Origin of the sequence: Mesotoga sp. UBA5557 (genome assembly GCF_002425715.1) — a bacterium.
In the GTDB taxonomy this organism is placed as follows: domain Bacteria; phylum Thermotogota; class Thermotogae; order Petrotogales; family Kosmotogaceae; genus Mesotoga.
In genome coordinates, this window is sequence record NZ_DIMV01000027.1 from 68081 (window position 1) to 80117 (window position 12037).

Annotated in this window: 11 protein-coding genes; 7 read left to right on the plus strand and 4 right to left on the minus strand. The window is 45.0% G+C overall.

What is annotated here, in order from left to right; all coding sequences use genetic code 11:
* Position 1 precedes the first annotated feature (1 nt).
* A complete protein-coding gene (locus tag B3157_RS03375; RefSeq protein WP_214060059.1) occupies positions 2-448 on the minus strand; it encodes a FeoA family protein in 447 nt (148 codons plus the stop codon).
* A 168-nt stretch (positions 449-616) separates the two neighbouring features.
* Between B3157_RS03375 and B3157_RS03380 the strand changes: the two genes are divergently transcribed.
* A complete protein-coding gene (locus B3157_RS03380) occupies positions 617-1417 on the plus strand; it encodes a PhzF family phenazine biosynthesis protein (protein ID WP_292588828.1) in 801 nt (266 codons plus the stop codon).
* On the opposite strand, the gene B3157_RS03385 is transcribed toward B3157_RS03380, so the two are convergent.
* Together B3157_RS03385 and B3157_RS03390 are read right to left on the minus strand one after the other, a co-directional pair.
* On the minus strand, positions 1404-2171 hold the full coding sequence (locus B3157_RS03385; protein ID WP_292588830.1) for a hypothetical protein: 768 nt from the start codon (positions 2169-2171) through the stop codon (positions 1404-1406). The two genes, B3157_RS03380 and B3157_RS03385, sit on opposite strands and share 14 nt — an antisense overlap.
* Before the next feature lie 33 nt (positions 2172-2204).
* On the minus strand, positions 2205-3935 hold the full coding sequence (locus B3157_RS03390; RefSeq protein WP_292588832.1) for a phospho-sugar mutase: 1731 nt from the start codon (positions 3933-3935) through the stop codon (positions 2205-2207).
* A gap of 192 nt (positions 3936-4127) precedes the next feature.
* Here B3157_RS03390 and B3157_RS03395 point away from each other — a divergent pair, with 192 nt between their 5' ends.
* The 6 genes from B3157_RS03395 (at position 4128) to B3157_RS03420 (ending at position 10272) form a co-directional block, all read left to right on the plus strand.
* Positions 4128-5450 (plus strand): sigma 54-interacting transcriptional regulator, encoded by a 1323-nt coding sequence (locus B3157_RS03395; RefSeq protein ID WP_414674280.1) that lies wholly within the window; start codon positions 4128-4130, stop codon positions 5448-5450.
* A gap of 69 nt (positions 5451-5519) precedes the next feature.
* Complete coding sequence (locus tag B3157_RS03400; protein WP_292588835.1) at positions 5520-6497, plus strand: PhoH family protein; 978 nt, start codon at positions 5520-5522, stop codon at positions 6495-6497.
* On the plus strand, positions 6463-7956 hold the full coding sequence (locus B3157_RS03405; protein WP_292588837.1) for an HDIG domain-containing metalloprotein: 1494 nt from the start codon (positions 6463-6465) through the stop codon (positions 7954-7956). The genes B3157_RS03400 and B3157_RS03405 overlap by 35 nt, the downstream gene beginning before the upstream one ends.
* Positions 7898-8326 carry an rRNA maturation RNase YbeY gene (ybeY, locus tag B3157_RS03410; protein WP_292588838.1) on the plus strand — a complete coding sequence of 143 codons (429 nt, stop codon included), beginning with the start codon at positions 7898-7900 and terminating at the stop codon, positions 8324-8326. Before B3157_RS03405 ends, ybeY begins: the two co-directional genes overlap by 59 nt.
* 3 nt (positions 8327-8329) lie before the next feature.
* Positions 8330-9571 (plus strand): DUF1015 domain-containing protein, encoded by a 1242-nt coding sequence (locus tag B3157_RS03415; RefSeq protein ID WP_214060430.1) that lies wholly within the window; start codon positions 8330-8332, stop codon positions 9569-9571.
* A complete protein-coding gene (locus B3157_RS03420) occupies positions 9568-10272 on the plus strand; it encodes an IspD/TarI family cytidylyltransferase (RefSeq protein WP_292588841.1) in 705 nt (234 codons plus the stop codon). The genes B3157_RS03415 and B3157_RS03420 overlap by 4 nt, the downstream gene beginning before the upstream one ends.
* Here B3157_RS03420 and B3157_RS03425 read toward each other — a convergent pair.
* On the minus strand, positions 10269-11447 hold the full coding sequence (locus B3157_RS03425) for a hypothetical protein (protein ID WP_292588843.1): 1179 nt from the start codon (positions 11445-11447) through the stop codon (positions 10269-10271). The genes B3157_RS03420 and B3157_RS03425 overlap by 4 nt on opposite strands.
* Positions 11448-12037 lie beyond the last annotated feature (590 nt).

Genomic DNA, 12037 nt, shown 5'->3' on the forward strand with positions numbered 1-12037 from the left:
TTTATCTCTCCCTGACTATGATTCGCATCGCCTGACCTCTCGAAAGCGTTGAATAATTGCCTTTAACGCTGATTTCAATCCGCCTTCCAAGATTACCGATTACTGTAAGTCCTTTGCCTTCTTCGATCCCCAGCAATCGCAGCCTTTCTCTAAATCCCATCCCACCGTTTATGAGACTAACCAAGTAATCTCCTTTGGAAGCGTATGAAAGAGAAATTGAAGATGTCTCTACAAGTATCCACATAGATATTTCATCTCTAAGAGTAATATCTGTGCCCTTTATTCTGTAGACTTTTGGATCACCAAAAGGAGCGACTTTGATCAGCTGTATCTCCTCGCCGCTAACAAAACCGAGACCACATAACCGCTCCCTCGTTATCGGGGGAAGCTCTAATTTTCTGATTTTGCCCTTTTCACCTTCGCACATTCTTGACAGTGGAACAACCATTGACATCACCATTATTGAGAATTTGTCTCAATAAGATTGTATCATTAAACGGCTACCGCTGCATGTGAACGATCTGAAAAGAATCTAGGTGGATCGTTTCCAATGACCTAAGTGGATTTTACAGGAGTGAATCAACTACGTATAATTGTGGCAGAAGGAGGGAGATTGTTGAAGATCTTTCAGGTAGATTCATTTACGGGAGTGCCTTTTGGTGGAAATCCTGCAGGGGTCTGTATACTTGAAAAGGAAATTGAAGAGAGGCAGTATCTTAACATTGCGGCTGAGATGAATCTTTCCGAGACTGCTTTTGTGAATCCTTTGACGAAGAGTAATACTTTTGGGTTGAGGTGGTTCACTCCTAAGACTGAAGTGAAGATGTGCGGGCACGCCACTCTTGCTACTGCCTGGGTACAATTCACCGAGCTGGGAATAGAAGGAGAAATCTTCTATGAGACTCTAAGCGGCAGACTGAAGGTTCGGTATGTCGATGGAAAGATAGAGATGGATTTCCCTTCAGATGATCCAGTTAGGGTACCAATCGATGATGCATTGGAGAGTATCATCGGAGTGAAAGGGAAAGGCTACTATTCACCCGCAACGGAAAAACTTCTCTACTTCATACCATCAATCTCTGAGCTCGAAGCGATTTTGCCGGACTTCAATCTTCTTGAGAAGATGGACTTTGGTATTGAAGTCAAGGGTTTGATCGTTACATCTCCCGGCGACCAAAGATATGATTTCTACTCTAGATATTTCGCTCCATGGGTAGGCATAAACGAAGATCCGGTAACCGGATCTGCTCACACAGTTCTAGGTCCTTTCTGGTCCAATCAACTTGGAAAGAGAGTTCTCAAGGCCCGTCAACTCTCTTCTAGAATGGGAGAAATCGAGCTCAGATTATTGGAGGAAAACAGAATTTTAATCCTGGGAGAAGCAGTCACGTTAATAAGGGGTACTATTTCGATCTAGTCCTGTCAGCGTCCAGCCGAATTCTGAGATCATCTTCATCTACTGGCTTACTTGGATTCACCGTTGCAAAAACCTTTTTAGATGGATCTTCACTTGCCAGTAAAGAAGAGAAGATAGATAAAAGCATGAACATTGGTCCAAGAGAGAAGCCGGCAACCGCTATGTGACCAGAGGCTCCGCTGTTCGCCATTCCAACTGCAAAAGAGAACCATGCGAAGACGGTTCCCGACAAGACGTCTGCCTTGAAATGGGTGAGGAGTACCGATGGGATAAGCAGAGCGAACAAAAGTAAGACAGAGGCAGCTTCTGAAGAAAAGAAGAAAGAAAGGCTACAGACAAGAATTACAAGACTTAATGAGAAAGTGAGACTTCCAAGAAAGCTTGATCTGATATGCTTCAACAAGTTGCCGTAGTTCATCTTGCTCAGCCTGAAGAGCTGTAAGGACAGGAAGACGATCGGAATTGATAGAATCAGCAATGCGCTACCCACATTTACTGCAGCGAAGAGAATCCAACCGGCAAGCATGGCATAGAGAGAGACAAGCCAGAAGCCGTCAAAAGCGGTTTCTTCGAACTTCCTTACGAAAAGAAAGTGTGCAATGATTAGAATTGGCCACAGAAGGCTCCTCGAAATCGCAGGGAGCAGATATCCATTGCTGTTCGAGGAAATGATTTCCGTCAGGATAACCGCAAGGATGTATGAGAAGACCCATATCGAGAGGAAGATCATTATTGTGCTTCTAGATGCTTTCAAGCCACTACCTCCAGTCCAGATAGAAGAATCAGATCATTGTATGGACTCTATCTTCTCAAGTACCAATTGCTCTATTCTCACTAGTTTAGTTAACGCCTCGTCTTTATCTTTCGCTCTAGCATAGATGTAAACCTTCAGTTTGGGCTCTGTTCCCGACGGTCTTATCGCGTACCATGAACCATCATCGAAGATGAACTTAATGACATCGGAGATTGGAATCTTCGTTGCGCTCGCTTTTCCGGTATGAAGATCAGTATTAACGCCGCTCAGAAAGTCTATGTAATTCACCACTCTCGAAGTGCCTATCTCAACGGGGTACTCCATCCTATACTCCTTCATAATTCTGTCGACCCTCTTTTGTCCCGATACGCCTTCAAGAATTATTGATATCTGCTTCTCCGAGAAGACACCGTATTTGACATATAGCTCATCGAGTACGTTCAACAATGACTTTCCTCTCTTTAGGAAATAAGCTGCCATCTCACAAAGAAGCATGGATGAAGAAACGGCATCCTTATCTCTTACAAAGTTTCCCGTGACATAACCTATGCTTTCTTCGTATCCGAATATGAATCTCCCCTTTCCACCTTCTTCAATTTCAATGGCTTTTCCGCAGATATTCTTGAATCCAGTTAACGCTTCGAAAGTTCTTACCCCGTACTCTTCCGCAATCGTTTTCGCCATGTCTCCCGTTACTATAGACTTAACGATGAAGCCATCTTCAGGTAGAACTCCCTTCTCTTTCATTGATAGAAGAAGATAGCAAACGAGGAGTGCCCCCGTCTGATTCCCGTTAAGTGGTTCATAGTCCTCATTCTTTTTGATCATTACTGCGAGACGATCAGCATCTGGATCAGTTGCAAGAAGCAAATCGGCCTTCTTTTCAAGCCCGAGCTTTCTAGCAAGTGCAAAGGCCCTAACATCTTCAGGATTTGGATAACCAACTGTAGAGAAGTCTGGATCTGGATTCTCCTGTTCAGGAACCACAAAAACATTATTGAAGCCCCGTTCTCTCAATACACGACGTATCATGACGTTGCCGGTACCATTCAAAGGAGTGAAGACGATTCTTATTGATTTGTCCAGCTCCTCCTCTGAATCTCGAAGGGTAAGTGACAAGACCTTAGAGATGTAGAGATCATCGAGCTCCTTACCCACATCAACCAGCAGTCCATTCCTTCTTGCTTCTTCAAGAGGGATCGTCTTCGGGCCAACAAACAGCTCTGTTTTTCGCATCTGGGTGTAGACTTTGTCGGCCACTTCGGGCAGTACTTGAGCCCCATCTTCCCAGTATAGCTTGTACCCATTGTACTCTTTTGGATTGTGGCTGGCGGTAATCATTATTCCCGCTACTGTTGAGAGTGTAAGAACGGAGAAGGAAAGCAGCGGTGTTGGCCTTATATCATTGAAGAGGTAGACTTTTATTCCATTTGCTGTGAGTACCGACGCTGCAATTTCGGCGAAATCTCTTGACATATGTCTGGAATCGTAGGCGATTACAACACCTCTATCCCTTTGCTCAAGACTTCCGGTAAGAATCAGATTCGCCAATCCCTGCGTTGCTCTGGCAACGTTGTACTTGTTCATCCTGTTGTCGCCAGCGCCCAACTTGCCCCTTAAACCTGCTGTACCAAACTCGAGTTCTTTATAGAAGCGGTCCTTTATCTCGTCGTCACTGTTCGATATAGAGAGCAATTCATTTCGGGTAGGTCCATCGATTTCGGGGCTATTAAGCCACCTCTGATAGCGGCTCTTGTAATCCATATCAAGCCTCCTTTTCTCTTCTAACCAATTATATAGTACAACTAAAGGGTTGGCAAAGCTCATCTTCGGCATACAAGTTCAACAGCTGAAAGAAATCTCCCTCTATGAGTCGATTAGTAAGAGTGTTTTGATGCCATCATGGAAAAGCATGCGTTGTATAATCACTAAGGCGGCACTTAACAATTTGGGGGTGTGATTTTGCTCTACAGAAAGATCATGGTTGGAGAGAATCTTGAATCCATGCAGTGCGAGATGTATTTCGAAAGCCTGTTTGATGTCGACTTCGACTATCTGGTCGGTCTTGGAAAGGATATGCCGACGATTCTTTTCATAGACGCGAGCAAATACAGCAAAGATGTTCTCAACGACTGGATCTTCGCTTTCACGAATATTATCCTTATTAATAACAATCCAATCAGGGCATTCATCATTAGGGGTTATTCTGAAGAGCTGCAGGAGTTCAAAGGTTACTACCGCGTTGTCAGCAGCTACAAGAGTGCGAGGCAGATAGTTCAGGAGATAGTATCCAGTATCGACGGCAGCCTGGATAAGATAATCGGAAAAAGCAATAGAGTTCTTCAGATGAAGAAGATGATGGTCCTCACTATGTTTTATGACGGCTCAATAATGATTCTCGGAGAGACGGGATCTGGCAAGAATCTACTTGCAGAAGTAATAGCCAAGCTCTCTCCAAGAGGTTCCAGGCCCTTCTATTCGATAAACTGCGCGGCGATACCGGAGAACTTACTGGAAAGCGAGCTCTTTGGGTACAAGAAGGGGGCCTTCACCGGAGCAACAGCAGAGAAAGTGGGGCTCATTGAGCAGGCGAACTACGGGACGTTATTTCTAGATGAGATCGGAGACATGCCGCTGAACCTGCAGGCCAAGATACTTGCAATAACAGAAAACCGGGAGTTCTTCAAAATAGGCGCGACAAAACCGATGAAGGTAGATGTTAGGTTCATAACGGCAACGAACAGATATGATGATTCTGCATTAAGAAATGACCTAAGATACAGACTTTCGGCTGTGAAGATAGATCTCCCACCGCTAAGAGAGAGAAAGACGGACATCCCGCTGATTTTTGACGACGTTCTAGAGAAGAAGGGATACCTTGTAAAATTCGATAATATCCCTAAAGAGCTTAAGGAGAGGTTTCTTACCTACGGCTACCCAGGCAACGTCAGGGAGTTGATCAACATGGTTGAAGAGTATCTCGCGGTCAACGATGTTGTTCAAGCTTCCGTAAACTCTTCGATGTCGAAAAATGTCAAACTTCTCGCCGAAGAGGCGATGGTGGCTAGAATAGTAAACGGAACAACCTACAAAGACTTTCTCCAGGAAGTCTATAAAAGCGCCTCTCAGGAACTACTCCAACAACGTTCAGAAGTCCTCGGAAACGATATTAACGAACTCTCAAAGGAATTTGGTTTGACTACAAGAAGGATTAGAGATCTCCTTGCTGAGCTCAACTGCTCCGCCAAAAATCCGACACGAAGTGATGGAGAAGAGTGAAGCCACGATCATCGGACTCTCCTTATCCGAAAATATTAATGTATAATCTCTGGAGTAGGAGGTGTTTTTTTGGCGATACGAAAGCTCAGTCTACCAACAGGGGTTGAAGTCGCCGAGCTTTTCGGGGAGTATGATCGAAAAGCTAAGTATATTCAGAAGAAGCTGGATGTAAGGATTTCGATCATCGGTGATGAGATTTGGATAAAAGGCGAAGATGGAACAGGAATAGATATTGCCGGAAAGATAGTGGATGAACTTGTTCAGATAAGCAGAGATGGCCATCTTGTTGAGTGGAGGGAGTTTGAGTATATAGTAGATCAACACCTGCAGTATGACGAGGATGGTGGAAGCTTCAAGGGCGTCTACAACGAAGTAAAGGAAACAACACTGCTTTCAAACAGGATAAGACCGAAAACCATCGGGCAGAAGAACTATATGAAGACGATGAAGGAGAAAGAACTCGTCTTTTCCATTGGCCCTGCAGGGACCGGGAAAACCTATCTTGCTGTAGCTATGGCAGTAGACTTTCTGAAGTCAGGTAAGGTACAAAGGATAATACTCACTCGACCCGCCGTAGAAGCCGGAGAGAAATTGGGATATCTTCCGGGCACTCTTCTCGATAAGGTAGATCCTTATCTGAGACCTCTCTATGACGCACTCATGGAAATGATACCCGCTGAGAAACTCGCCTACTACAGAGAGAGTTCGATAATCGAAGTCGTCCCTCTTGCTTATATGAGAGGAAGGACTTTGAACAACTCATTCATCATCCTTGACGAGGCTCAAAACACAACCTACCAGCAGATGAAGATGTTCCTTACTAGAATTGGATTTGGTTCGAGAGTAGTTGTGACTGGGGATATTACTCAGATTGACCTTCCTAGAGATTCAGGGTCGGGTTTAGTGGTCATTCAGAAAGTGCTTGGAGATATCCAAACTATCGGCTTCTCATATTTGACGGATCAGGATGTTGTGAGAAACCCTCTTGTTAAGGACATTATAAAGGCATACGATGAGTATGAACGAGAAGAAAAAGACGAAGAATAGTGAAATATCAAAGGTTCAGTTTCCTCTTGAGAGACTTCTGAATGTCAAAGATCTCACAAATTTCGTGGCCTTTCCCATATTCCTAGCACTGCTCAATAGATTGCCGTTCCTTTCGCTTCCTTCAAAACCATTTCTCTACTTCGTGGGTTCGGCGATCTTATGGTACATATTCGCGGAGAGATCCGTCAAAAGTAACAGGTATTTCAACCTTCATAGAGCTTATCGAATAACCTTCTTTTCTGTTGTTTCTTTTGGTGTTTTTGTGAATTCTTTTGTACCCTCTCTTGCAGACGAAGCACTTCTACCGGAAATGACACCGATTTTTCTGAGTGTTTCAATTGTGACAGTTCTGATTGGTTACCAGGAGGGGATTGGCAGCGGTCTGTTCATGTCCTTCCTTGCATCTGCGAATCTCGACAACTCTCTGGAAACATTCATACTGTTGTCGGTGGTGGTTCTTGCAACAGCTCTTACCACAAGAGCTATAGAGAGAAGAATTGAGATCGCTAGAGCCGGTTTCGAAGTTAGCTTGATATTTACGGTGGTAAATGGGGTCAGAATGTCACTTCAAGGAGAGGCAATTCGTGCGGTCGATCTGTTAATAGCTTTTGCTAATCCCATATTGTCGTCTGTGATTGTAATTGGAATAATACCCTATCTCGAGTACGCAAGCAGGATTTACTCGGATACGGGTTTGCTGGAACTCGGAAATCTATCCCATCCTTTGCTGAAGAATCTGTCGATATACGCGCCAGGGACCTACTATCACAGCATCTCCGTTGCAAATCTCTCTGAAGCTGCCGCGGAGAGGATAGGAGCAAACGCCATACTGGCGAGAGTAGCAGCCTATTTTCATGACATCGGAAAGTCTAAACGTCCGCAGTACTTCACTGAGAACCAGCAAGAGGGGGCAAATCCTCACGACAATATCACGCCATCAATGTCAAATCTCGTTATAAATGAACACGTGAAACAAGGAATCGAACAGGCTAGAAAGTATAGGCTTCCGCTTCTTGTAGAGGACGTAATAAAAGAACATCATGGAACAAGAATAAAGAAATTCTTCTTTCACAAAGCCAAGACGATGGGTCAGGAAGAGAGAAGCGATGACTTTAGATATCCTGGTCCGAAGCCGCAGTTCAAGGAGTCTGGGATAATTATGCTGGCGGATTCCGTTGAAGCAGCGTTCAAGAGTATAAAGAAACCTACTCCCGCAAAGACTCAAGAGCTTGTTGAAGAGGTCGTCAACGGTATCTACAATGAAAGGCAGCTTGATCAAAGTGGATTAGATCTCGATGATCTTGAGAAGATCATTGAAGCTTTCACTAGAGTTCTAATGAGTATGAATCAGCCAAGAATTGAATACCCTAAAGAGGCTACCGAAAAGGTGGTGTCCTTCAATGGAGATTCTGATACAAAACAAGACACAGAGGAAGGTAGAAGAGAACATAGTAGTTGACATCGCGGAGAAAGTAATAAGAGCAGAGCTTGGTGATAAAAATCCGGGGGTACTGAACATTCTGCTCACGGGCGATTCAGAAATCAAAAGCATAAACAGGGAATTCAGAAACAAAGATGAATCAACCGATGTTCTTTCTTTCCAGTACGGCTTGGAAGAGGAAACTATTGGTGATATAGTAATCTCGCTTGACAGAATCTCTGAGCAAGCTGCTGAGTTCGACAATTCTTTTGAGGAAGAACTATACTACATTCTCATTCACGGCGTCCTACATGTTCTAGGGTACACTCATGAAGGATACGATAATGGAGGAGAAGAGATGTTTGATCTCCAAAAAGATTATTTCACGCGCTTTGTTAAGGAGGGATAGGCTTTGTCTGATTTTAGACCATTTAGAGCAGTAAGACCTGCAGAAGGAATGGCGCAAAAGGTGAACTGCCCACCATACGATGTTGTTTCATTTGAAGAAGCGAGAGAGATCGGGAGGAGTCCCGAGAGTTTCATGCATGTGATTAGGGCAGAAATCGACCTTCCAATGGAAACCGATCATTACGCCGACACGATCTATTTGAAGGCAAGGGATAACCTTGATAGAATGATCCGGGATGGAATTCTCGTGCAGGAAGATGAGCCGATGTACTACATCTATTGGCAGAAGATGAAAGACCACGTTCAGATCGGAGTGGTTGGAGGAGCCAGTGTAAATGAATATCAGAAAGACCTCATAAAGAAACATGAGCTAACGAGGCAGGACAAGGAAGAGGACAGAGTTAAACACATAAGAACCACCGGTGCAAATACGGGCATGGTTTTCCTGACGTTCCGAGCAAATGAAGGGCTTGAGAAGATTCTTCAGAGATACTCCAAGGAACTGCCATTATCAATGCGTGTTATCGATGAAAATGATGTTGAACATAGACTTTATGCAGTAAAGGAAAGAGAGAAGGTCGATGAACTGAGAGCTGCATTTTCAAGTGTCGAGTGCATGTATATTGCCGATGGTCATCACAGAGCAGCTTCGTCTTCCAGGGTAAGAGAGCTTTTCAAGAAGGAAAATCCAGCACATACAGGGAACGAAGAATACAACTTCTTCATGGCCGTTGCGTTTCCGCATTCTCATCTAAAGATAATGGACTACAATAGAGTCGTTCAGGATTTGAACGGCATGACCGAATCGCATTTCATCGAAAAGGTAAGCAAGGCTTTCGATGTTGAAGAAGCTCCCAATATTCCATACAGGCCTCTTAAGAGACACGAATTTGGAATGTGTCTGACAGGCAAGTGGTACAGATTGACGGCCCGAGAGGGCACTTTTGATGAAAGCGATCCTGTTTCAAGCCTCGATGTAGACATTCTTCAGAAGAATCTTCTCCATCCCATTCTTGGAATTGACAATCCAAGAAAGGATTCCAGAATCGACTTCGTAGGAGGAATAAGAGGACTGAAGGCTCTTGAGAACAGAATAGCCAATGGCTGGGCGGTCGCGTTCTCAATGTTCCCCACTTCGATGGAGGAGCTTTTGGCTGTCGCCGATCAGGGAAGGATAATGCCTCCGAAATCAACCTGGTTCGAACCAAAACTGCGCAGTGGACTTGTGGTTCATTTACTTAGATGAAAACAGGGGCTCTAATAATAGCAGGCGGTCTAGGACTGAGAATGCATTCCTCTCTTCCAAAACAGTTTATGCCTCTTTCAGGAAAAGAGATATTCGTCAGATCCGTGGAAGTATTTCACGGATCTGCTTATGTTGATTTCATTGTGCTGGTCGTTCACAAAGACTGGATAGGTCAGGCGAGGAAGATTCTCGAGAAAAGGGGAATCGACTCGGTAAGTATGGTATCTGGAGGAGAGACAAGGCAAGAGTCCGTTCACAACGGGCTTTTGTTCTGCGAAAGAATCAAACCAGAGATAGTCATGATCCACGATGCAGCAAGACCTTTCTTTTCGAAAGAGCAGATTCCGGAGATCCTTAGACTTATTACACCTGGAACGGGAGTCGTAGTAACTGAGAAAGCAACAGATACAGTCTATCTGGTGGAAGATGAAGTGGTGGTTGACGTTCCTAATAGAAGTAATCTCAGACGGGCAGAGACCCCACAGACCTTCCCGTTCTGCGAAATCCTGCAGGCACACAGAAAAGCAGCCGCAGAAGGGATTCATTGCTCAACTGATGATGCGCAACTTTTCTTAGGATTTGGCGGCAGAGTGGTTACTGTCGACTCGATCGCTCCAAACCCAAAGATAACTACTCCTCTCGACTTCAAGATGGCCGAGCTACTGATAAATAGTGAATATGACTTCAATAGAAGAGACTAATACTCACTCAAAGAGAATTCGGGCACGGAATCCGAGAGCTTGAAAAGCTCCTCTATGCTTCTTCCGAAAAAGATACTATCAAAGAAGAACTTCACCGCGCTGTCCAGGTAATTTACCGCATCTCTCTTGTTCATGAACCTTCCTGTCTCGCCGAAGAAGTAAGTTAGTGGAGAGAGATTTCTGACCATTGCAAAGTCGACATGTCTCATGCCGCTTATGCTTAAGTTGTAGTTCGATTTGGCAGAATCTTTCGAAACCACTGAAAGAAACTCGCCATTGACACCGGATTCCCATTCACTTGAAGTCATCAATAATACTGGATTTGAAAGCCCTGAAACCAATTCCTGAATGGTGAAACCTTCAAGGGTAGGATCGGCCAGGACCATCGGAACTTCTTCGTTTGAAAGCGCATACCGTAAGGCAACGCTCCCGCCTCCGGAATGGCCGTAGAGACCGATGTCCTCCATATTCAATCTTTCATAGAAATCTGAATAAGGATCTTCATTCATCTCTTTTAGAAACTCAATTACATAGTCTATATCACGAGAAAGATACTCTGACAGAAACCTGAGCTTATTCTCTCTTGTGCCTTCAGGCAAGCCGTCAAGAAGGTCGTTTCCCAAAAAATAGTAGACGTTATTGTCCGAAAATGTCACTACTGCACAGGCGCCCGGGTGCTCTATTCCTGCGACAAGATATCCGCTGCTAGCCAGGGACTCGGCCAGGGAGGTATGTAATTCACTTATTGATGACCAACCGAGAAGCAATATGATAACGGGCCAGCCAGACGAGTTCATGGATGGCGGCGCGCCTATGAATGAATTAGTTCGTACTCGGTATAGATGCTCGAACAGGCCCTTCGGGTAACCGGTCATTATCTCGAACCCCTCAAAGATAATCGGATCATTGTTTATCCAACCCTTTCTTTCATAACCGGAAACCTCATCTCCTGGATACCAGATATCCAGACCTATCTTCGTAGAATCCGAGTAGCTTAGACCAGCAACTCCAATCGGTTCGGGATTTCTTACTTCGAAAGAACGAAATCCAACCTTATGAGGTCCGTCAGGTACAGGCATGTGATTCAACGGGAAGAGATAGTCTAAAAGAGCAAGAGTTCCCAAAAGAATTCCAAGAATAGCATAGACGGTTGCGTTACCCACTTTCGATCTCAAAGACTCATCTCCCCTGCAGAAGCTGCAAGAATTCCAGATAGTATCGCGATTCTTGATTATACCAAGATTGATTTATGGACGTAATGCATGTGAAACAGCACTTGGAAGACACAAGGCTGCCTTCAGAAGGAGGCGAGGCCGACTTCGTCGGGAAGTGAGGCTGGGAAGTACATCCGGGGAAGTGATGCTGCTGCGCAGGAGGGAAATAAACGCCAGTCACCTTCGGTGGCCACTCTTTTCTTCGCAAAGGGCAGTCTGCTGCGCAGGCCAGTTCGGCTTGCGCCGGGAAAACAAAGACCATCGAGAAAGAGCGTTGTCGAGAGGTTCGCTGCGCTCACGAGAGCAGAGAGAGAGACAGTCACTGCTGAAATTAGACGCAAGGCTGGGAAGAAAATCCCAGGTCGCGATGCTGGCAAAAATCGCGCAAGGATGCAATGCCCGGAAAAGCATCCGGGGACGCAAGGCTGGCTTCGCCAGGAAGTGATGCCCGTAGGAACGTCCGGGGAAGTGATGCGCCGAAAGATCACCGGCGGAAGCGATGCTGGCGCTTGCGCCCCAGGATGAAGCGAAAGAGCAGGAGTCGATCTCAG

Excerpts from the sequence above, each read along its gene's own strand:
- B3157_RS03375 (WP_214060059.1), bottom strand. The coding sequence starts at position 448 with ATGGTTGTTCCACTGTCAAGAATGTGCGAAGGTGAAAAGGGCAAAATC.
- B3157_RS03390 (WP_292588832.1), bottom strand. The coding sequence starts at position 3,935 with ATGGATTACAAGAGCCGCTATCAGAGGTGGCTTAATAGCCCCGAAATC.
- B3157_RS03405 (WP_292588837.1), top strand. The coding sequence starts at position 6,463 with ATGAGTATGAACGAGAAGAAAAAGACGAAGAATAGTGAAATATCAAAG.
- ybeY (WP_292588838.1), top strand. The coding sequence starts at position 7,898 with ATGGAGATTCTGATACAAAACAAGACACAGAGGAAGGTAGAAGAGAAC.
- B3157_RS03420 (WP_292588841.1), top strand. The coding sequence starts at position 9,568 with ATGAAAACAGGGGCTCTAATAATAGCAGGCGGTCTAGGACTGAGAATG.